17 protein-coding genes are annotated in these 23,184 nt (G+C 42.4%); 16 read left to right on the forward strand and 1 reads right to left on the reverse strand.

Annotated elements, in window-relative coordinates:
* Window positions 1–112: 112 nt before the first annotated feature.
* From ACHZES_RS02655 to ACHZES_RS02705, 11 genes are all read left to right on the forward strand, one after another.
* The gene (locus tag ACHZES_RS02655; protein WP_395548479.1) at window positions 113–1,393 is read left to right on the forward strand and encodes an ABC transporter substrate-binding protein; all 1,281 of its coding nucleotides are present in this window, start codon (window positions 113–115) and stop codon (window positions 1,391–1,393) included.
* A 163-nt stretch (window positions 1,394–1,556) separates the two neighbouring features.
* Window positions 1,557–3,587: a heparinase II/III family protein gene (locus ACHZES_RS02660; RefSeq protein ID WP_395548478.1), complete on the forward strand. Its 2,031-nt coding sequence runs from the start codon at window positions 1,557–1,559 to the stop codon at window positions 3,585–3,587.
* Between the two features lie 41 nt (window positions 3,588–3,628).
* Window positions 3,629–4,747 carry a glycoside hydrolase family 88 protein gene (locus ACHZES_RS02665; protein WP_395548477.1) on the forward strand — a complete coding sequence of 373 codons (1,119 nt, stop codon included), beginning with the start codon at window positions 3,629–3,631 and terminating at the stop codon, window positions 4,745–4,747.
* A 125-nt stretch (window positions 4,748–4,872) separates the two neighbouring features.
* The gene (locus ACHZES_RS02670; RefSeq protein WP_395548476.1) at window positions 4,873–6,225 is read left to right on the forward strand and encodes an ABC transporter substrate-binding protein; all 1,353 of its coding nucleotides are present in this window, start codon (window positions 4,873–4,875) and stop codon (window positions 6,223–6,225) included.
* A gap of 87 nt (window positions 6,226–6,312) precedes the next feature.
* Window positions 6,313–7,218, forward strand: coding sequence for a carbohydrate ABC transporter permease (locus ACHZES_RS02675; RefSeq protein ID WP_395548475.1), 906 nt, complete (start codon window positions 6,313–6,315; stop codon window positions 7,216–7,218).
* A gap of 14 nt (window positions 7,219–7,232) precedes the next feature.
* Window positions 7,233–8,090, forward strand: coding sequence for a carbohydrate ABC transporter permease (locus tag ACHZES_RS02680; protein WP_089987654.1), 858 nt, complete (start codon window positions 7,233–7,235; stop codon window positions 8,088–8,090).
* 16 nt (window positions 8,091–8,106) lie between these two features.
* Window positions 8,107–11,091: a glycosyl hydrolase family 95 catalytic domain-containing protein gene (locus ACHZES_RS02685; RefSeq protein WP_395548474.1), complete on the forward strand. Its 2,985-nt coding sequence runs from the start codon at window positions 8,107–8,109 to the stop codon at window positions 11,089–11,091.
* Between the two features lie 510 nt (window positions 11,092–11,601).
* The gene (locus ACHZES_RS02690) at window positions 11,602–13,134 is read left to right on the forward strand and encodes an ABC-F family ATP-binding cassette domain-containing protein (protein ID WP_395548473.1); all 1,533 of its coding nucleotides are present in this window, start codon (window positions 11,602–11,604) and stop codon (window positions 13,132–13,134) included.
* 302 nt (window positions 13,135–13,436) lie between these two features.
* On the forward strand, window positions 13,437–14,327 hold the full coding sequence (locus ACHZES_RS02695) for a helix-turn-helix domain-containing protein (protein WP_395548472.1): 891 nt from the start codon (window positions 13,437–13,439) through the stop codon (window positions 14,325–14,327).
* A gap of 321 nt (window positions 14,328–14,648) precedes the next feature.
* The gene (locus tag ACHZES_RS02700; RefSeq protein WP_404820318.1) at window positions 14,649–15,107 is read left to right on the forward strand and encodes an HTH domain-containing protein; all 459 of its coding nucleotides are present in this window, start codon (window positions 14,649–14,651) and stop codon (window positions 15,105–15,107) included.
* A complete protein-coding gene (locus ACHZES_RS02705; protein ID WP_404820319.1) occupies window positions 15,050–15,988 on the forward strand; it encodes an IS3 family transposase in 939 nt (312 codons plus the stop codon). Before ACHZES_RS02700 ends, ACHZES_RS02705 begins: the two co-directional genes overlap by 58 nt.
* 229 nt (window positions 15,989–16,217) lie before the next feature.
* Here the strand turns inward: ACHZES_RS02705 and ACHZES_RS02710 are convergent, their stop codons facing one another.
* Entirely contained in the window at window positions 16,218–16,790 is a 573-nt protein-coding gene (locus ACHZES_RS02710) for a TetR/AcrR family transcriptional regulator (protein WP_038284507.1), read from the reverse strand.
* A gap of 171 nt (window positions 16,791–16,961) precedes the next feature.
* On the opposite strand from ACHZES_RS02710, the gene ACHZES_RS02715 reads away from it, so the two are divergent.
* The 5 genes from ACHZES_RS02715 (at window position 16,962) to ACHZES_RS02735 (ending at window position 23,123) form a co-directional block, all read left to right on the forward strand.
* On the forward strand, window positions 16,962–18,026 hold the full coding sequence (locus ACHZES_RS02715; RefSeq protein WP_395547980.1) for a tRNA-dihydrouridine synthase: 1,065 nt from the start codon (window positions 16,962–16,964) through the stop codon (window positions 18,024–18,026).
* A gap of 197 nt (window positions 18,027–18,223) precedes the next feature.
* Entirely contained in the window at window positions 18,224–19,606 is a 1,383-nt protein-coding gene (locus ACHZES_RS02720; protein ID WP_395547979.1) for an MATE family efflux transporter, read from the forward strand.
* A gap of 201 nt (window positions 19,607–19,807) precedes the next feature.
* Window positions 19,808–21,046, forward strand: a complete 1,239-nt coding sequence (locus ACHZES_RS02725; protein ID WP_395547978.1) for a hypothetical protein — start codon at window positions 19,808–19,810, stop codon at window positions 21,044–21,046.
* A gap of 12 nt (window positions 21,047–21,058) precedes the next feature.
* The gene (locus ACHZES_RS02730; protein WP_395547977.1) at window positions 21,059–21,745 is read left to right on the forward strand and encodes a response regulator transcription factor; all 687 of its coding nucleotides are present in this window, start codon (window positions 21,059–21,061) and stop codon (window positions 21,743–21,745) included.
* 4 nt (window positions 21,746–21,749) lie between these two features.
* Window positions 21,750–23,123, forward strand: coding sequence for an ATP-binding protein (locus ACHZES_RS02735; RefSeq protein WP_395547976.1), 1,374 nt, complete (start codon window positions 21,750–21,752; stop codon window positions 23,121–23,123).
* Window positions 23,124–23,184: the final 61 nt, after the last annotated feature.

A 23,184-nucleotide genomic window follows, 5' to 3' on the forward strand; every position in this document is an offset into this window, starting at 1 on the left:
GGGGCGGTTTAAGATATTACATCATCAGGTTTATTATTTTCTTTTGCGACTTATCTTAAATTGCTTTATAATAAAAGTAAGGCGATAAGAAGGGAAAGAGGGGAAGGGCATAATGAAGATCAGATTCATGGGGGTTCTTACTGGTTTGCTGGTCTGTTTGATACTTGTGGGATGTGTGGGTGGAAAGCAAGCAAATGCAAATGATGAGATGGCGAACGAGCCTGTTGTACTCACGTTTATGATGCCTCAGACACATGATAAGGACTTTTTACAGGGGTTATTGAAGGAATACGAAAAAGAAAATCCCGGCTGCCAAATCGAGGTACAGAGAATTCCTGATAATCAATGGATTGACCTTGTGAAGTCAAAGGCAGCGGTGGGAGAAATGCCGGATATGATCCGAATCGACCGAGGCTTACTGGAAGAGGTTGGCACAGATCATTTTGTGGAATTTAGTGAGCATGAATCATGGTATGACCGGATTAAAGAAGAGCAGAAGATCAATAAGGAAATAGACGGCCATTTATTTGGTCTGCCGATTGGTTCTGTAAGCAGTATCGGAATCATCTATAATTCTGAGATTTTTGAACGTTTGAATCTTTCTGTTCCGCACAACATGGAAGAGTTTCGGGCAGTCTGCGAACGTTTAAAAAAGGAAGGGCTGATTCCGCTTTATGCTTCTGATAAAGACTCATGGACAACGCCGCTGTTTTTCAGTTGCATGGCAGTTCAATTGACAGAGAATCATTTGTGGGAACGCTTGCTGAGCAATCAGGTTAAATGGTCTGAGGTTCCTGAATTTGAAACCATGCTTAATGAAATAGTGGCTCTTTATAAAGCCGGGTATACGAATCCGGATTACCTGGAAGCTACTTATGACGGAGCGGTAGATGCATTTGCAGCCGGTAAAGCAGCCATGTATACATCCGGCCAATTCTTTATTCAGGATGTGATAAAGAAGAATCCGGAAAGGGAAGTAATGATGATGCCTGTACCATATGATAATAAGGACCTTCTGACCATAATCAGCGGGCCAGGGATGTTTGCCGTATCAAAAGACTCAGAGCATATTGAGGAGGCAAGACATTTTTTAGAATGGTTTTCTATGCCGGATCATATGGATGTATTTAATAAAGGCTGGAGTCATATGCCGGTATTTAAGGATCAGAAAATGGTTTTAAACAGTTGGCAGCAATTTCTATATGATAATTATATTTCAAAGAATAAAACAGTATCAGAGATTGGTGAGGTATTAAGCGGAATTAATAAAAATGAATTCTGGAATAACCAGCGTGAGATGTTAGCAGGGCGAATGACAGCCAGACAGGTATTAGAAGAATGGGATCGGGATTTTGCTGAGCAGATGAAATTTAAAGGAAAGACAGGTTGGTAGTATTTGTATGGAAAAAGGGTGGCTCAAAACAATTGAGCCGCCCTTTTTTTGCTTAAATGGGAAGTGTTTGTGATTTTACATTATTCCAGTGCAGGATATTACATTTTGAATTTTTAAATTTCCGTTATACTGAAGCTAAGAATAGGGAAAGGAGAGCCATTACTTGAAAAACAAGAAGAAGGAAGAATTCTATCGCAGGATTCGTCCCGTTTTCGGGATAGAAGAAAAGGGAAAAGCAGCGGCATATTGCATGGAAAACTGGCCGGAAGAAACGGCACATGTAATAAGAGCAGCCAAGGAAGCATGCTGCAATACATTTTTATTTGACTTTCCATGGGATATGGAACGAACGTATGAGCCGGTAACCTTTGAGAAAGAAATTGACTGGAGCCTGATTCCATTTGGGGACAGAGAGTTTTTGTGGCAGTTTAACAGGCACCGTTTTCTACTCTGCCTGGGCCAGGCATACCATCTAACCGGTGAAGAGCAATACGCCTTTCATTACGTCAGGCTTATGAGGAACTGGATGGAAAGAGCGGAACCGGGAGAAGCCATTGATTTAGGGCCATGGCGTACACTGGAGGCAGGAATACGTACAGAAAACTGGTTAAGGTCACTGGTACTGATGGAAGATAGTGAAACCGTCAGTGACGGGTTTATCGAAGAAGTAGAGAAATGTCTTGGAACGCACGGGGATCGTCTGCTGGAACATTTCAAAGAACACAAATACATCAGCAATTGGGGAGTTTTAGAAAGCAGCGGATTGCTTTTACTTTCCCTCATCATGCCGGAGGGAAATGAAAAGAAAAAGGAATATGAGACGGCAGCCCTAAAACGTTTGGAACAGGCAGCAGCGATCCAGGTTCTTCCTGATGGTACTCAATGGGAACAATCCCCTATGTACCATAATGAGGTTTATCATTGCTTTTTAAATGCGTATTACTATGGAACGCGCGGGGGACTTGTTTTGCCTGAAATCATAGGAGAAACCGTCAGGAAAATGGCATATGTCAATGGGATCTGGATAAAACCGGATCACACTCAGTTTGCACAGGGAGACAGCGATACTTCTGATTTAAGGGATCAAATAACGGCGGGTGCGATTGTCTTAAAGGACCCTGTCCTTAAATTCTGGGGCTATGAAAAAGCGGATTATGAGAGTGTCTGGCAATTTGGAATGGAAGAATGTGAAACCTATAAAGCTATGAAGAAGAAAGAGCCCTCCTTTGTGTCAGCAGAACTGCCATTTAGCGGAAATTATTATCTTCGCAGCGGCTGGGGGGAGGAGGATAATCTTCTCCATTTTCACTGCGGAGAGACCGGAGGCGGACATGGCCATGCCGATAAGCTTCATGTGGATTTGGTTATAAACGGTGAGGATGTTCTCGTGGATTCAGGAAGATATACATACGTAGACGGACCTGACCGGTTTGCATTCAAAGAACCGGGGGGACATAATGTGTCTCTGGTGGACGGAGATCCTTTCAGCCGGTGTGAAACATCCTGGATTTACAAGGAGTTGTGCACATGCTTAAAGCAGCAGTATTACGAAGGGCACTCAGGAGCTTATGTAGAAGGAAGCCATATTAGTTACCTTAACCGGGGCGTACTGGTGAATCGGAAGATCATCTGGATCAAACCGGAAGTATATGTTCTGGTGGATGATTTTTATGGAGCGGGAAGGCATACCCTGGAAAGCCTGTATCACTTTTCTAGGTACGGATCAGTAAGCTGTGGGGAGAATGGAATCATGTTTGAGGGAAATAAAACAAAAGCCTTTATCCAGTTTCCTCACAAAGACGAAACATTGGAACTGTATACAACGGAACAGTCCTGCCATTACAATGAAAAGTCAGAGAATAAAACCTGCAGGGCAGTCAGCACCGCTGAAGGCTTTTACAGCAGGATTGCTGTGATAAATGGAGGTCCAAAAGAAACAGCAGAGCCTGCCCAGGTGGAACGTCTTGGGTTATGGTCCGTGGTTCATGAAAAGACACTGGATCGGAAGGATGTGGAAGCTTTGAAGATTATAGTTTCGGGAAAAGAGTATATTTTATTTTTAGCTCACAGGGAAGTACTGACTCCTACCGATATTTTACGGTATGAGAATTGCCTTGGCTATGGGAAAGCGGTACTTTTTGATCGGTCCGAAGAAAAGGAACAAGTGGTTACCGGCGAAATTCTGGCCTGGTAGCGGTAAACAGTTAATATAAAATTTTAGCAGAGGAATTATATATGAACAGGGATAAAGCAGCAATGGCATTTCAGAATGCCATGGAAATTACAAAGAGACATCAAAACGAGTTTTTAAAGGGATTTCCGGCTCCGGCTAGCGAACATAACTGGTATCCGGTGATTGAAAATAATGACTGGACCGCAGGCTTTTACACGGGGATGTTATTGATGTTTTATGAAGAGGGGAAAAACGGAAACTTTCTGGAAGCAGCGAAAAGACAGATAAAAAGCTTCCGAAGCCGGATCGAAGAGCGGGTCGTGGTGGACCATCATGATATGGGATTTATTTATATGCCTTCTTGTGTGGCTTCCTGGAAACTGACACGGGATTCCTTTGCCAGGGAAACGGCTCTTATGGCAGCGGATAACTTAAAGGACAGGTTTCAGGAAAAAGGGTGTTTTATTCAGGCGTGGGGGCAGCTAAATGATCCGGGGGAATACCGGTTGATTATTGACTGTCTGCTGAACCTTCCGCTTCTCTATTGGGCATCTGAGGAAACAAAAGACATGTCTTATGAGGAGGTTGCGCTCAAACATTTAGAAACTGCTCGCAGGGTATTGGTTCGTGATGATCATTCCACGTATCATACCTATTATTTTAATCCGGAGACAGGATATCCGGCGTATGGGGCCACTAAGCAGGGCTATGCAGATGATTCGGCATGGTCCAGAGGACAGGCGTGGGGAGTTTACGGGTTAGCACTGAATTATTCAAACTGCAGAAAGCCTGAAATCGTGACTCAGTGGAAGGGTGTGACAGACTATTTCCTTTCTCATCTGCCGGAAGATCTGGCTGCCTACTGGGATTTTTATTTCATGTCCGGTGACGAACCAAGGGACAGCTCTGCGTCAGCGATTGCGGTTTGTGGGATCCTGGAGGCATACAAACAGGGAATGTGTGACGAGAGTTATAAAGAGAAGGCAGAGGAAATCCTGGAAAGCCTGATTGACCATTATGCGGCCTGCCCGGAAGATGATGGGAACGGTCTGCTGAAACATTCGACTTACGGCCGCCTTTTGGGAGAGGGAATTGACGAATACTGCCTCTGGGGAGATTATTTTTATGTGGAGGCATTGATGAGAGTGATGAATCCGGACTGGAATCCTTACTGGCTATAAAAAATGGTTTATTAATTTGCATTCATGCAGGTTACGATCTGACATTCTTTTTTGACATACATTTTTTTATAATAAGCTTACAAGACAGACAACGCTCTGTCTAAGTACATAATGGAGGTATTTAAATGAAAAGGGTAAACAAGGTATTGGCGGCAGCATTAGCAGCAAGTATGGTTTTATCAGGCTGTGGAGCCGGTACAGCCAAAACAGCAGAAAGCAGCCCTTCTGAAGAAAACAAAGGGGCAGAAAGTGTGGCAGCAGAGACCAAAGAGCAGGGGTCTAAGGAACTGGAAGGCACGTTGGTTTACTGGTCAATGTGGAATGATACGGAGCCGCAGGGAGAGGTATGGCAGGAAATCGTTGATGGTTTTATGAAAAAGCATCCAAAGGTTAAAGTAACCGTTCAGTGGTGCGGACGTGATAATAAGAAAATCTTAAAGCCTGCAATGGAAGGTAATGAAACAATTGATATATTTGAATATCCTTTTGAAATTGATTTAAATGAATATGTTCTTGATCTGACTCCCTATGTGGATAAGGTGTATGATACCACAGACGGAAAACCTTTTAAAGATACCTTGATTCCCAGCCTTTTGATTACACCGGGAACCATGACCGGGCGGACAGATATTCTTCCGGCAGTAGGCTATAAACCCTGGATGTCATTGTTCATGTACAACCGGGCTATCTTTGAAGAGGCCGGCGTAACCGCGGAGCCAAAGACCTGGGAAGACTTCGATGCATCCTGTGCAAAGATCAAGGAAGCAGGATATGTGCCGATCACCTTTGACGATGCTTATGCTTCCTGGCTTCCCGGCATGTATCTTGCAAGGGAAAAAGGCCAGGAATGGGTACAGAAACTTGTAAAGGATACCACAGGCGAGATGTGGAAGGATGAAGCAGTGGTCAATATGGCCAAGGCATTCGAGGATTTTGCAAAGAAGGGTTATTTTGACGCCAATGTAAGCGGCAATAAATGGCCGGCAGGTCAGGTGGATTTTGGAAATGGAAAGGTTGCCATGTATTATAACCTGACCGGTCTGCCTACCGAGGTTGAGGATATCACCGGACCTGATTTCCAGTGGGGCGGCTTTTCTTATCCTGATGTAACAGACGGCGCAGCACGCTGCGGCAAAGAAGACCCAACTGGCTGTACGCTGCTGGCTGTAAACAAAAACACAGCAGATCCGGAGCTTGCTATGGAATTCGTTGCATACGCCTTAAGCAAGGAAAATGATGCTAAAATGGTGAATCATGCGGGAACCACACCTGCAACCGTGGATACCCAGTGGCCGCCGGCTCTGGTAAACATGAAAGATGCTCTGGAACTCGTAGAGGTACCGCTTAAGTCGGGCGGGGATATTGCATCCAATCCGGATTTATCCCCTACAATTTCTGAAAACTTTATTAAACTGGCAGCAGGACAGATTACCGCAGATGAGTTTGTTGCCAATATGGCGGCAGCAGCAAAGCGGTAAATGCATGCGGCAGAATCTTAAGAAGTATGGAAGAGAGCGGCGCTCTCTTCCATATTATATGCCAAAAATTGGAAGGAGAAGGTGAATATGAAAAGCAAAAATTGGTTTGTCGTGCGTTTTCTGGCTCCGGCAATGCTGTGCCTGTTGGCTATTTTTCTCTATCCTGCACTGAGAACGATTCTGATGAGCTTCAACAAGGTGGGCTTTGTTACGGACAATATGAAGGATTGGGAATTTATCGGATTTGCCAATTACACCAAGCTGATGGGAAGTCCGCTGTTTAGAAGGTCCCTGTGGAATATCTTAAAGATCTGGATTGGAGGGGGAGTGGTCATACTGAGCCTTTCCATGCTGTTTTCCGTCATCATTACCTCCCGTATCAAGGGAAAAAAATTCTGGAAGGCCATGCTCTACCTTCCCCATATTATCAGTTCAGTGGCACTGGTTACCATGTGGATGCAGTATGCATACCACAATCAGTATGGGCTGTTCAAGCGGCTGTTTGAGCTGATTCATTGGAAATCCATGGCACAGTTTCAGTGGACTGCACCGGAGAATCTTTTTCTGGCAATGATGATTGCCTACAGTTATGCGGGAGTAGGATTTTATATGCTGATTATGGTGGCAGGAATCGATGGGGTTTCTGAGGATTACTATGAGGCCTCCCGGATAGAAGGAGCAGGAATCTGGCAGCAGTTTTGTTATATCACCCTTCCAATGTTAAAGGATATCATTAAGAGGTGTATCGTTCTGTATTCGGCTTCGGCTGCCGGCTTCTTCGTATACTCCACGTTGTTTTCCTTTAATACGGAAAATGCGACGGTCACCCCAATGGTATATATGTATGAGGTGGTGTTCGGTACAGGAGTAGGCTCCAGCAGTGCAGAACTAAACGTAGGCGCAGGTGCTGCGGCAGGCGTGCTGATCATGCTTGTGGTACTCATTGTAAATGCCGTACTGAACCGTATCATCCCTTCAGAAGATGGACAGTGAGGAGGAAATAGAAAATGAATCGCTATGGAAAGAGAAAAGTACGATGTAAGAAACAACTCCGTTTTATCCCCGGTTACCTTCTTCTGGGAATATGGCTCGCATTTACAGTGGCTATGATCGGTTGGATTATCCTGGCCTCCTTAAGCACAACAAAGGAGATCTTTGGAAATCAAATATTATCCAGCGGACTGCATTGGGAGAATTATGCCAATGTGCTTCGTAAGCACAAGATGTCAGTATACTTTGCAAACAGCATTATATACAGTCTGAGCGGCTGCATAGGGATCATTCTGATTGCGGCTCCGGCAGCTTATGTGCTTTCCCGTATTTCGTTCCGGGGAAAGAGTGTCATTAACAATGTGTTTGTCATTGCCATGTCTATCCCTTCTGTCATGCTGGTAATGCCTCTTTTTAAAATGGCAACCTCCATAGGTCTGATTGGCTCCCGCTGGACCCTGATTATTCTCTATATCTGCATTAATGTGCCATTTGGCGTGTTTTTCCTTATTGGTTTTTTCATGTCATTGCCAAAGGCACTGGAGGAAGCTGCAGAAATTGACGGTTGTACGCCAGACCAGGCATTCTGGAAAGTTATGTTCCCACTGGCCCAGCCCGGTATCATCACCTTAACGATATTTAACTTCATCAATATCTGGAACGAATATTTTATGGCTCTGATTTTTGCCAATAAAACAGGACTTCGTACGGTCTCCACAGGACTCCAGGCAATTGTCCAGTCTATGAAATACTCCGGAGACTGGGCCGGTCTGTTTGCCGGAGTTGTTATTGTATTCCTGCCGACATTTATCCTGTATCTGTTTCTATCAAATAAGATAATGGCAGGAATAACAGGCGGAGCTGTCAAAGAGTAAAGAGAAGGAGAGTGTTATGCATCAGGTTGTATTTCGGAATGTGCCAAATGACTGGCATAATGCGCTGCCGGTTGGAAACGGTAAAATGGGTGCCATGATATTTTTCCGGGACCACGAGCTGCATATTGCATTGAACCACTATGACTGTTATTATCATGTTTTGCCGAAGAAAACAAAGGATGACCGGAAAGATCAGGAGAAAAGTACCTTTGATGATCCCGCCAGAATGCTGCGGACATATGAGGAGTTGCGCCATGCGGTTTTGGAAGAAAGAAAAACGGAGGATTACAGCAGGGCTCACTATCTTAAAATCCTTCATCCGGAACAGACAGGAAAAAGACCTGCATACAAAGGCTCCAGCTATCCCATGGCAGGTGAAATCGTATTATATCTGGATGAAAACGTAGATACCAGCAGCTCCTGTTTGCGTTTGGCGATTGAAGAGGGAAAGATATACTTCTGCGCAGGAAAGAACGGAAAAATGGCAGAAGCAAAAATAATTGTTCCAAAGACAGAGGATGGCGTGATCATTGATATGAAACAATCTGCAGATGGGTTGTGGAAGGAGGCATCTATGACCACTCCCTCGAAGCGGGGGCAGGGGGCTTATCACGTGGCCTCAGAGGTCATTGAACATATCATATGCTTGCGAACTTCTTTACAGCAGGATAGAGCAACTGCAAAAAAGGAGGAAGATACTCCGTTTATCCAGGAAACGGTTTTCTACCTGCCGGAGTCCGGAAGTCATGGGGAGGGAAGAGAAAGCCTGTGTTTTCCCGAAGAAGCGAAGCAATTTACGGCATATGCAGCGGTTATGCCAGGAAAAGGCATGGCTGTAAAGCAGGGAAGATATCTGGAATGCAGACGAAAGGAATTGGAACATATCCATGACAATGCCTGGAACCAGTTCTGGATCAGTTCTGTAAGGCTGCCGGATTATTTCCTTGAGACGCTTTGGCATCTGCATGTTTATCTGATGGAATGTTCCAGTGGGAAAGGAAGTGCTTACCCGGAGCAGGCGTGTGGATTAAGCGGTCTATGGGATATCCGCAGACCAAATATGTGGGGAAGTATGTGGTATTGGGATGCCAATATCCAAACTGCTTTTTATGGAACCTATTCTTCCGGTCACCCGGAGCTGTTAAAGATATTTTGCGACGGGTACCTGGCATATGAAGAGGAAATCCGGGAATATACGAAAAAGGTCTATGGAACAGAGGGCTGGGCCATGGATTATCCCCATACCTTATATCACTGTATCCAGCCTTGGTGCACTCAGTTTTTATGGCTGTATTATCAGTACAGCGGCGATCAGGAGTTTCTGGAGAAAAAAGCTTATCCTGTTATGCGGGAACAAATTCGTTTCTTTAAATGGCTGGCAAAAAGAGATGAGAATGGTATTTTTCACTTGGAACTGGATATTTGTCCGGAGCAGGGAACCATCGGCAGTGATACTGTAATTACGATCGCCTGTATCAAGAAGCTTCTTACTATGGCGATAGAAGCCGCAGGTATTTTAAACAGACCGGAATGTGAAGCGTCCGAAATGAGAGAGATCCTCATTAGCCTTCCTGAATACAGTCTCACCTCGGATGGAAAGAGATGGAAGGATTCCCCGGAGGTGAATGACAACCTGTTTATGAGGCATCCTTCTGTACTTATGCCTGTATTTCCTGCCGGTGAGGTTACCTGGGAAAGCGATAAGACGGTACGTGATATAGCGGAAGAAACGCTAAAATTTGCGGTGGATCATACGGAAATCGGAACCTTTGGCCCCGGTTGGCTGTCCATGGTGGCAGCGAACTTAAAAAAGGGGACGTCTGCACAGCGGATATTATATGAAAAGCTGCTGGACTACGAGCTGCATTCCAATGGCTTGGGATATGAGGAATCGGAGAGGTTCATCAATTACTGCCACATTACAAAGCCGGCACATGAGCTGCCGCCTATGATGGAGGTATCCGGCAGTATTGTGAATACGATTAATCTGATGCTTCTACAGGCGGAAGATGCAATCCATATATTTCCTGCCATTCCCGATGGCGATGATGGGCTCATGGGAAAAATCGTACAATACAGGGAAGATGAAGAGGAAGTTGCCGGGGAATATCCTGGCTGGAAGGAGGCAGAGTTTACCGGCCTTATGGCTCCCGGAGGTTTTGTTGTATCGGCGAAAAGACGGGAAGGAAAGACCATCTATGTCTGCGTGGAAAGCACCAGGGAAAATTTTCTGAAGCTTCAAGTACCGGGTGAGCTGAGTGACAATGGAAAGTCTTACTTGTTACAAAGACATATGAAACAAGGAGAGCGGGTAGTACTAGGGAAGAAATACGGGCCGCCGGTTTTAGCACTTCCGGAAGTATTCATTCATAAAGCGGCACGGACTCACCGGAGAATATTCATCGGTGAAAATGAGGATACCGGCTTTTATAAGGCTGTGGATTCATTTACCTGTACCTATGGATTTGCCAATGAAAACCGCTCCATGTCCACACCATACATTTTTGATTTTGGGAGAACGGATGTTATAAAAAATTATGATCCTGTCTATCACCGGCAATCTTATCTAAACGGGCAGGCCCTGGTTTTTGCAGCCGGACCTCAGTCTGTTGGAATACAAGCATATAGTGATGATTTGGGATATGGATTTCCAAATCCCCAGGTAATAGCTATAAAGGATAGAGAGCGACCGGATGATTTAAGACGAGATTTTCTGGAAGGTTCGGAACTAACAGAGTTTTTATTAGAACTGCCCAAAGGAAAATATGATTTTCTGGTCATTTCGGGAGATGAAGAGGAGGATTCTCTGACCACGGTAAGCCTTCCGGAGCAGGGAACCAGGATGGATGGCGCCATAATTAAAGCAGGACGATATCAATGCAGAATTCTTCCTTATATTCAGCAAAGGGATGGGCTTGTTTCTATCCGTCTGGAAACCGGCAAAGGCATGAAATGGAAATTGAATGCTATATTTGTGAACAAAGAATATGCTTTATTATAAAAAGGGAGCGGTGTGGCGGTCTTTTCTCAACTGTGATACAGAAAAGTACCTGTGATACTGAAAAGATGAAAAGATGAAACGATGATAACAGACCGAAATTTGACAGCACCAAAATCCTGTGATATAATGACTGCGTTTCAGTAAAGGAGATAATATTATGAACTTCTATTTGACTAATCAGCTTGTAAAGAAACTCAACTCTGTACAATTCATACCGATGAAACATTGTACAGAGTATAGCGTATAGATGACGCATTAAGATTTCATCGGAAAGCAGGGCAATATTCATACTAATACGATTGGTATGCTATTGCTTCTTTCCGTGTGTAAATTTAGCGTATAAAAGGCTATGGGCAATGTTTTGTCCGTAGCCTTTTGCTTTTTTTAATATCGGTTTTTTAGAACTGAGAGGCAGAAGGTAAATACACTTATGTGTATTGTCTTCTGCCTTTTTGCGTATTTACACATGGTTGCTGGTTTAACAACAGAAATGAAAGGAAATTGATTAACATGAGTTTATTAGAAATTAACGGATTATCACATTCTTTTGGAGATAATTTACTTTACAAAAATGCGGAATTAACCCTCAACAAAGGCGAACATATTGGTATTGTTGGTCAGAACGGAACTGGAAAAAGCACTTTAATTAAAATTTGCACCGAACAGGTGATGCCGGATGCCGGACGGATGATCTGGCAGTCCAATATCTCTGTTGGTTATCTCGGCCAGTATGCAGAAATAGACCACAGTTTAACGATGAAAGAGTTTTTAAAGTCAGCTTTTTCAAGACTTTACGAGATTGAAAAAGAAATGGGCGCATTATATGAGATGGCCGCGAACGGCGATATGAGATACTTGGTACGTGCAGCAAAACTTCAGGAAGAACTTGAAAGACATGATTTTTATTCGATTGATACACATATCGAACAAGTGGCAAACGGATTGGGATTGCTTGCTATTGGTCTTACTCGTCCGATTGAGCAAATGAGCGGCGGCCAGCGTGCAAAGGTAATTTTAGCAAAATTACTACTGGAAAAACCAGATGTTCTTTTGCTTGATGAACCAACAAACTTTTTGGATAAGGAACACATTTCATGGCTTGCCGATTATTTATCAAGATTGGAAAATGCTTTTATGATAGTGTCGCATGACTTTGCCTTTTTAGATAAAATCACAAATCGTATTTGTGATATAGATAATAATACCATTACAAAATATTATGGCACCTATTCAGAGTTTTTGAAAAAGAAAACTTTGCTGCGAGAAGATTATATTAGGCAATATTCAACACAACAAAAGGAAATCAAAAAAACAGAAGAGTTTATAAGAAAAAATATTGCCGGACGAAAATCAAAAATGGCAAGAGGCCGCCAGAAGCAGCTTGATCGCATGGAAAAAATGGAAGCTTTGGCGCAGAAGGAAATAAAGCCATATTTTTATTTTCCAGACTTACCCTTGACAAATACAGAGCATTTAACAGTTAAACACTTATCAATTGGCTACCATTACCCTGTGTTGTCTGATATTGATTTTAATATAAACGGTGGACAAAAGGTAGTAATTACTGGATTTAACGGAATTGGAAAATCAACGCTGTTAAAAACTCTGGTCGGGCAAATTCCGTCCATGCAAGGTATATATAAATACTCTGAGCAAGTAACTCTTGGATATTTTGAGCAGGATTTGTCATGGCCTGATGAAACAAGAACACCCATTCAGATTGTATCAGATGCTTATCCGAATCTGGTAATAAAAGACGTTAGAAAAAAATTAGCCAGATGCGGTATTTCGAGCAAGCACGCTATGCAATCAATCGGGACATTAAGCGGCGGTGAACAGGCGAAAGTGAAAATGTGTCTATTGACATTAACGCCATGTAATTTTCTGATTATGGACGAACCGACAAATCATTTAGACGTTCAGGCAAAAGACTCCTTAAAAACAGCCTTGTCGGATTTTTCGGGGACTGTTTTACTGGTTTCACATGAAGAAGCATTTTATCAGGATTGGGCGCAAAGGGTCATTGACATAGAGAGACGGTAAAAGTATTCTGTGACGGGTTTATCCAATTGTAGAGATAATGTAGAAGATACGAGAAAAGATGATTGACGATTCTGTATAGTAGAAAATGATTGAGACGCTAGTGCCTCTTTGGTATAATATCAGACGTACTAGTCTAAGTTTTTCTTATTATCATCTGTTTTAAATGTCCAAGAGGTAAAGTTAATTGGAACTTTTTTATTGTAATTTATATTATATTGAAAATGTCAAAAGTACACAAGATAGGACAGGAAACGAAATGCTTGATTTGATATTATGATGATGTAATGAAGGGAGGTTAAAAGATGGCATGGATAGAGATGCTTCAGCAGGCAATTAACTACATGGAAGATCATCTAATGGATGATATTAATTATGAAGATGTAGCAGATATGGTTTATATGTCAAGTTACGAATTTCATCGAACATTTAGTATTATGGCTGGAATGACAGCTAATGCTTATATTCGAAATCGTAGATTGTCACTTGCAGGTGTGGAATTAATGGAAACAGATGAAAAAGTGATAGATGTAGCTCTAAAATATGGCTATGATACTCCAGAGAGCTTTACGAAAGCATTTACACGTTTTCACGGTGTTTCACCCAAACATGCAAAAAAGCAAGGAACTAAATTATGCCTCTTTAATCCCTTGAAAATTAAAATATCAATGGAAGGCGGTAAAAGTATGGACTATCGTATGGAAGTTAAAGAAGAACAGAGGTTTATATGCTTAAAGAGAGCATTTTCTAACGAAAGTATAAATGAAGAGGGAAATCATGAAATACCAGATTTTTGGAATGAATGTCATAAGGCTAATCTTGTAGAGGTATTACGACGATTAAGACCAGACGGTAAAAAAGATTTATATGGACTTTGTTCTCCTACTCAGGAAGGGAAGACAACTTTTGATTATGGAATAGGAGTCATTGTTGATGACGAAACGAAAGAATTTAATCAAAATGAAATGGAACTGAAAGGATATCACGTTTGGACTACTTCAAAGCAACAGTATGTGGTATTTGAATGCTTTGGAGAAAATGGCGATTGTATTAATGAAGCATGGATTCGATTTTTTAAAGAGTTTTTACCACAGATGGGATATGAAGCATCTGATCATACCGATTACGAAATTTATTTTGAAAACGGAAGAATCGGTTTGTTCTGTGAATTGTGGATTCCAGTGAGAAAGTGCTAATTTTGTTTTTACAGCCGTTAGGGAGATGTATTCTCCTTGGCGGCTTATTACATTACTACAAATTGGGCCGGGAAACTGCTTCAAAAGGTAACGGCATATACAGATTCATAAATATATTTCAATGGAAGAGAAGAGGAAGTGGTAGTGGTAGTTCTTTCAAGGACAAGCTGGCCGTTTTTTAAAGAAAGGCGTCAGTCCCAGAATAAAATGGACCCTATAAGATAGACAGTTAAAAAAGCGAAAATTGCTTATATTTTAACTTACCCTACCTTGTAGGGTCTTTTTTTGTTATACTCATAGCATAAATAAGGAGCGTACTTTATGGGAAAAAATTATTTTACAGAGAAACAGCAGGAACAGCTTCGTAATAATCCATATATTGAACGCGTTTCTGAGAAAGCAATTACATATACAACTGAGTTTAGAAAAAAATTTGCCACAGAATATGAGGCTGGAAGATTGCCTTCTATTATTTTACGTGATATGGGGATTGACCCACAACTGCTTGGTAAACGTAGAATCGATACAATTACGAGACGCATAAAAAAATTCAGTCTTCGGGCGGAAGGGTTTGAAGACACACGTAAAAATAATTCTGGACGCCCTTCAACTAAACAATTATCCGAACAGGAACATATTGCATATCTAGAACATCAGGTAAAATATTTAAAACAGGAGAATGCGTTTTTAAAAAAAATCAATTTTCTAGACAAACAAGCCGAATGGGTAGAAAAGCGGAAGCAACTCCAGAAGAAAAATTCAGACTCATCCAAGAAATGATTTCACGGGATAATAATGAACTAAACCTCAGCTGGCTCTGTGAATTGGCACGGGTATCCAGAAGCGGTTATTATAACTGGTTAAATTCAAAGGATAAACGAAATGAAAAAGATGCTAGAGATAAAGCTGACTTTGACTTGATTCTTAAAGCATATCTGTATCGTGGTTATGATAAAGGAAGGCGCAGTATCTACATGCGCTTGCTTCATATGGGAGTACGTATGAATCAAAAGAAAATCAGTCGTTTAATGAAGAAATTCAACTTGTTTTGTCCTATACGTAAAGCGAATCCATATCGAAGAATGGCAAAAGCTTTAAAAACAGATGCTGTATCTGATAATCTTGTACAACGCGAGTTTTCAGAACATGGTGCAGGCAAAATCCTTCTCACCGATATTACGTATCTGTTTTACAACCATGGATGTAAAGCATATTTATCTGTAATAAAAGATGCCTGTACGAAACAGGTATTGGCCTATGTTCTTAGCGAATCCCTTGAAGTTGATTTTGTACTCGACACAATAAATATGTTAATCAAAAATCATAAAAAAAGCCTTCAGACCGATGCAATATTGCACTCAGATCAAGGCTGCCATTATACAAGTATTTCGTTCAGACAGCTACTGAAAGATAAAGAACTAAGACAGTCAATGTCCAGACGTGGTAACTGCTGGGATAATGCACCACAGGAATCTTTTTTCGGACATATGAAAGACGAAATCCATCTTTCCAGATGTACTACTTATGAAGAACTTTGTACAGAAATCAATGATTACATGGATTATTACAACAACGAGCGTTATCAATGGGAACTGGCAAAGCTTTCTCCTAACCAATATGCAGAATATTTGAGAACAGGTTATTATCCTATTGAGGTATAGCAAAAGCGTCACAACTACAATTACTAGCTGTGACGCTTTATCATAATCTTTTTTTTAAATGCCCTTGACATGGGGACCAGTTTAGAAAGAGGATATGGGACTGACGCCTTTTTGGCTCCGACCGGTCTATATGAGGATGTTCTTACTTTTCCAGAGTACTTCTAGAGGTAACTTCTGGAAGGGCACAAGGACTAGATGGGAAGCCAGTGTTCTACGGGCAGTGAGACTATTATGCCTTAATGCCTGTAAGGACGTAGAAAACTACATTTTTTATAAAATCAGAGTCAACTTCAGCACCCGTTACCAGCATTCGATAAAATAGCGGGGCAAAAATCAAATCAATGCTCAGTTCAATATTCATGTCTTTTTTAAGTTCTCCTCTGTCCAATCCGCGCTGTAAAATTTCCCGTGCTTCCAGACGACGTGGTGCGAAATACCGTGTCCGATAGGCGTTCGCCACATCTTGATCAAATTGTCCCTGTGCTATGAGCTCAGTGATTACACGCCCTCTATCTGTTTCCAAAAAATCACTCAGATTGCCAAGCTGTAGTAAAAGATCCTTTTCCACCGATCCCGTATCTGGTGTGTGTATACGCTGCTGTGCCGCCGCAAAAAAGCTATCTGCTACAACAGAAGCCTTGTTTGGCCACCATTTGTAAATTGTAGCCTTACTAACACCAGCTTCTTTTGCAATACTATCCACTGTTACCGACTGAAATCCATCCTCCATTAAAAGCTTATATGCCGCCGCAAGAATAGCTTTTTCAGTTTTTTCACTTCTGGGACGCCCTTTTTCTGCCATTCTATTAACCTCCTCGTATTATAGAGTCATAGCTTTTCTTTACCAATTCTCTGGTATAAGCAATGTTTATTATATAATAGATTTAATAAAAAAACAAGGATTGACAAAACTAAACGTTTAGTTTATTATATAGTAACATCTTAAAACTTGCACTGTAAAGGAGATTTAATTATGAGACAACTTTTTCAACCTCTTACTATTCATAATCTGACCTTAAAAAATCGTATTTCCGTCCCACCCATGGTGGTTTATCACTGGGCGGATGATAACGGCACTGTAACTGACCGACAAACTGAACACTATAGGGAGATGGCTAAGGGCGGGGCAGGCCTTATTATTCAGGAAGGCACCTGCGTGGAACGGACCGGTCGGCTCACAGACACCCAGCTCGGCATTTGGGAAGATGGGCACATTGAGGGGCTTAAAAGAATTACCGATGCCGTTCATCAGTATCACACTCCTATTTTTGTGCAGCTCCATCACGCGGGGGTCTTTGGTTTCATGGAGGATACTGTATGTCCAAGCGATATCACCTGCAATGTCAAAGGTAAGGAAAAACAGGCCCGTGCGTTGACCATTGAAGAATTGCACCGTATCCAGCACTCTTTTGTTACTGCAGCAGAGCGTGCAGTAAAGGCCGGATACGACGGGGTGGAAATTCATGCATGTCACAACTACTTAATTTCTCAGTTTTACAATACTCTTGTCAACAGGCGAACCGATGTCTACGGCAAGCAGCCATCCCTGTTTGCACTGGAGATCATTAGCGAAATTCGTCGTCGGGTTCCGGAATCATTTGTGATTGGGATACGTCTGGGGGCATTTGAGCCCACTCTTGCAGACAGTATTGCCCATGCGGTAGAACTTGAAGAAAACGGTGTTGATTTTTTGGATATTTCCTATGGATTTGAACAGAGATCCTATCCTGAAAAGCCCGAAAATTATCCTTTTAGTGACCGCATTTACGCAGCACAGGAAATCAGAAAAAGAGTTTCCATTCCAGTTTTCACTGTAGGAGGAATCGCATCCGCGGAACAGGCTGAGGAAATTCTGCAAAAAACCGGTGTAGACATGGTCGACATAGGGAGAGGAACTCTGGTAAATCCGAACTGGGCAAACGATGCCAAGTCAGGACGGGATGTGGGTACCTGCCTATACTGTAAAACCTGCATGTGGAGGGTTAATTCCGATAAATGCCCCGGAAGAAAACTCTTTTTTTCCAAAAATAACTATTAAAAGTCAAGATTAAGACTTGGTAAATCACTCTAACCATAATGTTGCCACATAGGAAACGGCAACATTATGGTTAGAGCCTTTCGTAAATCATCAAGTGGTAGGAGATTAGAACTAATCCACAGTATCTAAAACTAGCATAGCTTATACCATAGAATTGGTAAAGAGAAGCTTTCTATAATACAGGAGGTTAATTGACAATGAGTAAAAAATATCTGATTCATGATAAACCCTTCAAAGCGCTTTTTATTCTAGCTTTGCCTATTATCATTGGCAATATGTTTCAGCAGTTTTATACCATGGTCGACTCCATGGTGGTTGGCCGTATGGTCGGCGAGGACGCACTGGCCGCTGTCGGTGCGTCATATGCGTTAACAACAGTATTTATTTCAATAGCAATCGGTGGGGGGATCGGCGCTTCAGTTTTGACCAGTCGTTATTTTGGTGCGCGGCAGTATGCTGATATGAAGAGAACAATCCGACTTTCGCTCTTTATCTTTTTGGCACTCAGCATCCTGCTGGGAGTGGTTGGTATTTTAGGCAGTTACAACATTCTAATCTGGCTGCAGACGCCTAGAGATATTTTGGACATGGCGGTAGAATATTTAAATATCTATTTTTATGGATTGCCATTTTTGTTTTTATATAACGTGGTTGCTGCGATGTTTAATGCATTGGGTCGTTCGCGTATCCCGCTGTATTTACTGATTTTTTCGTCGGTTTTAAACATTGGTCTGGACATTTATATGGTCGGACCAATGAATATGGGAATTGCAGGAGCTGCATGGGCCACACTGATTGCACAAGGTATTGCGGCAGCTACATCTTTTCTTTTGTTTTTGAGGGAGATGCATAGCTATGACGATACCATAGCTAAGAGTAAATCAGCACGTAAGCTACAAAAAATAGCTGCTATTGCCTTACCTTCCATTCTACAGCAGTCCACCGTATCTATCGGTATGATGCTGGTGCAGTCAGTTGTTAACGGTTTTGGCACTCAAATGTTGGCAGGCTTTTCAGCAGCCATGCGGGTCGAAAGCCTCTGTCTGGTGCCAATGATAAGCATTGGAAATGCAATGTCACCGTTTACCGCGCAGAACCTAGGTGCGGGTAAACATCAGCGAGTGCGGCAGGGCTACCGAGCAGGACTGCTGATGGTAATTCTGTTTGCTTTATTCATTGGTCTACTATTAGAAGGTCTGTATAACCCTATCATTACGCTATTTCTGGGCAGTGAGGGGACTGGTCTTGCGCGGCAGGTGGGAACAAGTTATTTGCAGTTTATGGGCTTTTTCTATGCCCTGCTTGGTTTAAAAATGGCAACAGACGGCGTATTGCGTGGTGCAGGTGATATGAAAATGTTTACTATAGCAAACCTCGCCAATCTGGCCATCCGCGTTATCATAGCTATCACATTGGCTCCGCGCTATGGAATTCAAATGGTATGGTACGCCGTACCCATAGGCTGGGCGATTAATGATATTCTGTCATTTGCACAATACAAAACTGACCACTGGGAGCGTATAGGCAAGGCAAAAAGTAGTGTAGCACAAGTTAAAACTTATGAAAGCCAAAATATATAGTTTATTAAATAATGTGAAAATCTCTTCTTACATAAAGCTGTAACTTTTTTGTAACCCATTTATGGAAAATAACAGTTATACTACAGTAGTATTCGCAACAGCAAAAATCTCCACCTACCGGTGAATTTTAAATAAAAGAAGGTGGAACCCTATCAGGGATATCAGCCAGGAATACATAATTGAAAGAAAAGGAGCACAAAAATGAACAAAAAATATACCGCAATGATATCAATCCTAATGGCTGGCACGGTCCTGTTAGCCGGTTGTCAGAAAGCCCCCAGACAAGACAACACCTTGACAAAGACGATTGATGAAGTGGCAGCATTAGGAGAATTTCTTCCTGCCGGAGCAGAACTGCTGACGCCAAAAAAAGCGGAGAAAAAACAGAGCATTTACATGGAAGACCTAAATAAGGATGGGAATCAGGAAGCCTTTCTCTTATACAGGGACCCTAATGACAACCGTCAGGTCCATATGATGTTTCTGGTAAAAGAAAACGGAGCCTGGCAGAAAAAAGCGGATATGGAAACCGGATTTATTGATGTTGATACATTTGACCTTGCTGACTTAGACGGCAATGGAACGCAGGAAGTCACCCTAGGCGGCGGATTGTCCGATTCCGGCCATGACAACCAGCTTCATATTTACGAACTGCAAAACGGCACTCTGGAACAGAAAGCGGATCTTTCTTACGATACACTTCAGATCTCCGATTTTAATGATGACCAGATACCTGATCTTATGGTACTATCGAAAAAAGAGAACGAAATGCGGACCGCCGGACTCTATTCTTATGCGGAAGGAAGAATAAAACCCATCTCTGAGATCGAACTGGATCCGGAAGGAACGTTAGAGCATGTTGCCTTAGGAACATTGGCCGATGGAAAGAAAGCATTGTTTGCGGACAGCGGGATAGGCGCACATTCCATGCTGACAGAGATCATTGTTTATGAAAACGGCAATTTAAAAAAGGTAGGCGATCCTTCTGACAGCATTCTTATGAAACCCTATCCGCTCTACAGCAGGGATATCAATGGAGATGGAATCGTAGAGGTTGGAGGAATGTACATCCCAAAAGGTTATGAAGACGCTGCCATGGCAGATATCCCTTTCCTTTACACTTATAAGGATTATTGTTCCGATGGTTCCTTTCAGACAGTAGAGGAACGTTATTCTGACAGCGGCCGCCACTTTTATGTCACCATACCGACAGAGCTTCATGAGAGTGTAACCATCAAACGGCTGGACAATGGAATCCACCTGATTTCTACCGTAGGAGATAAGGTTTTATTCGAGGTAAAATGGGCGCCACAGGATGCCGTTCCTGCTAACAGTACTGTTCTTGGAACCGCAAAAGACATAGTCTTTTACTCGGAATGGAAGGAAGAGACAAAAATTCCAGCAAGTGCATTCCATCTGATGGAAGAAGAAATAAACTGAGGTAACACGCACATGAAAACAATTTTGGTAGTGGAAGACGAACTGTCAATCCGTAGTTTTGTATGCCTGAACTTAAAGAAAAAAGAATATCATGTCCTGGAAGCAGAAACCGGTGAGAAAGCACTTATGCTTTTTAAGAGCCAGAAGATCGATGTTGTGATCCTGGATCTTATGCTTCCCGGCATAGACGGATTTACCGTTTGTGAAGAAATAAGAGTCTTGGATCCTGCGGCAGGCATCATCATGCTGACCGCCCGGTCTCAGGATGAGGATAAGGTCAAAGGCCTTATCCTCGGTGCCGATGATTATCTGACAAAACCGTTTCATATGAAGGAATTGGAAGCCAGAATCTTGTCCCTGCTACGCCGCCTGGATTATAAGACGGTAAGTGCTGCACCTACAATCCTCCGATCAGGGCCCTTTTCTCTTGACAGTATACGTAACAAATTATCCTGTTCCGGTCTTGAGATCAGGATCACTCCTACGGAAAGCTGTCTGCTTCAATTTTTTATGAACAACAAAAATCAGGAATTTACAAGAGATCAGATCCTTGATGAAGTCTGGGGAACCCATTATTCCGGCGATCCAAAGGTGGTGGATGTAAACATCCGCCGGATCCGCCGAAAAATAGAACCGGATCCTTCTTCCCCTAAATATTTATGTACGGAATGGGGTTATGGTTATTTATGGAAGGAGTAAATCCATGAAGCGGAAGGTTGTTCTTTATTTTATGTTTTTGATCGTTCTAACCCTGACACTTGTCATGGTCTTTTTTGGCATAGGGATGAAACGGTACTTTTATCAAGAAATCTCCGATACTGTAAAAAATCATTCAGAAGCTGTTTTACCTGTTTGGACACAGCAGGGGGACCTTACCAGTTTGCAGCTGGCAGAAGAAAGCGATGCCATTATCAAAGCCTATAAAATGGATGATGCAGCCCTTTCTCTGCTGACACGAAACGGACAGATGATCCAGTCCTCCACTGGATATCTGGTAGAAAAAACCGAATCCATTGACCCTGATGTTCTTCGGTTCCATACGGTTTATCACATAGAAAAACCAGAAAATGGCGGCGAAAAAATCATGGCTGTCTATACGCCTCTTCTATATGAAGGACAGATTGCAGGTGTTTTAAAATACGAAGTATCCCTGACTGATACGGATGCCAGAATCTATAAGCTTTTGTCCTGGGGATTGGTAGTGTGCATGCTGGTTGCATTTCTCGTATTCCTGGTCAGTTTTCACTTGGGCAATTCCATTGTAAAACCCTTAAAGAGCATTATCATGCTGACAAAACGAATGGCGGAGGGAAATTATAAAGAAAAAATCGAACAATCCTACCCCTATGAAGCAGGGGAGTTGGTAGATATGCTTAATTATATGGCAGATGAGATCACAAAGGCAGACCACATGAAAAATGATTTCATCTCTTCCATATCCCATGAGCTACGGACCCCGCTTACCGGAATCAAGGGCTGGGCGGAAACCATGAGAGACCCTGAAGGCCTTACAGAGGACGAAATGAAGTTCGGCATGAAGATCATAGACGAAGAAACCGAGCGGTTGATCAACCTGGTGGAAAGCCTGCTCGATTTTTCAAGATACCAGTCTGACCGGATGAGTTTATCCCTCTCTTTTGTTCCATTTGATGAGCTGATAAAAAAAGTGACCTTTGAACTTTTAAAAAAGGCAGAAAAAAAGAATATCCATCTGATCACGGAAACTACTCCAGTTGTCATAGAAGCCGACTGGGATAAGTTAAAGCAGGTGGTATTAAACGTGCTGGACAATGCCATAAAATTTTCGCCAAAAAGCAGCGACATCGTTATCACTCAGACCATGGAAGATCACTGTGTCAGCCTGGTCATACGGGATTCGGGGGTCGGAGTAAAAGCAGAGCATTTAAAATATATAACCCAATCCTTTTACAAGGCGGATAAAAAATCCGTGGGAGAAGGTCTGGGACTTGCCATCTCCCGAAAGATCATGACCCTTCATGGGGGGACCCTCTCCATTGAAAGCGAATATGGAAAAGGCACTACCGTAACCCTTAATCTCCCCAGAAAGCAGGGTTAGAACCCATGACATTGCATACTCAGCAGAGATTATGCAATTGTATCCAAACGAGCAACCGACA

Source organism: Lacrimispora sanguinis, assembly GCF_044987295.1.
GTDB lineage: Bacteria > Bacillota > Clostridia > Lachnospirales > Lachnospiraceae > Lacrimispora > Lacrimispora celerecrescens_B.

Excerpts from the sequence above, each read along its gene's own strand:
- ACHZES_RS02655 (WP_395548479.1), top strand. The coding sequence starts at position 113 with ATGAAGATCAGATTCATGGGGGTTCTTACTGGTTTGCTGGTCTGTTTG.
- ACHZES_RS02665 (WP_395548477.1), top strand. The coding sequence starts at position 3,629 with ATGAACAGGGATAAAGCAGCAATGGCATTTCAGAATGCCATGGAAATT.
- ACHZES_RS02670 (WP_395548476.1), top strand. The coding sequence starts at position 4,873 with ATGAAAAGGGTAAACAAGGTATTGGCGGCAGCATTAGCAGCAAGTATG.
- ACHZES_RS02675 (WP_395548475.1), top strand. The coding sequence starts at position 6,313 with ATGAAAAGCAAAAATTGGTTTGTCGTGCGTTTTCTGGCTCCGGCAATG.
- ACHZES_RS02680 (WP_089987654.1), top strand. The coding sequence starts at position 7,233 with ATGAATCGCTATGGAAAGAGAAAAGTACGATGTAAGAAACAACTCCGT.
- ACHZES_RS02685 (WP_395548474.1), top strand. The coding sequence starts at position 8,107 with ATGCATCAGGTTGTATTTCGGAATGTGCCAAATGACTGGCATAATGCG.
- ACHZES_RS02690 (WP_395548473.1), top strand. The coding sequence starts at position 11,602 with ATGAGTTTATTAGAAATTAACGGATTATCACATTCTTTTGGAGATAAT.
- ACHZES_RS02695 (WP_395548472.1), top strand. The coding sequence starts at position 13,437 with ATGGCATGGATAGAGATGCTTCAGCAGGCAATTAACTACATGGAAGAT.
- ACHZES_RS02700 (WP_404820318.1), top strand. The coding sequence starts at position 14,649 with ATGGGAAAAAATTATTTTACAGAGAAACAGCAGGAACAGCTTCGTAAT.
- ACHZES_RS02705 (WP_404820319.1), top strand. The coding sequence starts at position 15,050 with ATGGGTAGAAAAGCGGAAGCAACTCCAGAAGAAAAATTCAGACTCATC.
- ACHZES_RS02710 (WP_038284507.1), bottom strand. The coding sequence starts at position 16,790 with ATGGCAGAAAAAGGGCGTCCCAGAAGTGAAAAAACTGAAAAAGCTATT.
- ACHZES_RS02715 (WP_395547980.1), top strand. The coding sequence starts at position 16,962 with ATGAGACAACTTTTTCAACCTCTTACTATTCATAATCTGACCTTAAAA.
- ACHZES_RS02720 (WP_395547979.1), top strand. The coding sequence starts at position 18,224 with ATGAGTAAAAAATATCTGATTCATGATAAACCCTTCAAAGCGCTTTTT.
- ACHZES_RS02725 (WP_395547978.1), top strand. The coding sequence starts at position 19,808 with ATGAACAAAAAATATACCGCAATGATATCAATCCTAATGGCTGGCACG.
- ACHZES_RS02730 (WP_395547977.1), top strand. The coding sequence starts at position 21,059 with ATGAAAACAATTTTGGTAGTGGAAGACGAACTGTCAATCCGTAGTTTT.
- ACHZES_RS02735 (WP_395547976.1), top strand. The coding sequence starts at position 21,750 with ATGAAGCGGAAGGTTGTTCTTTATTTTATGTTTTTGATCGTTCTAACC.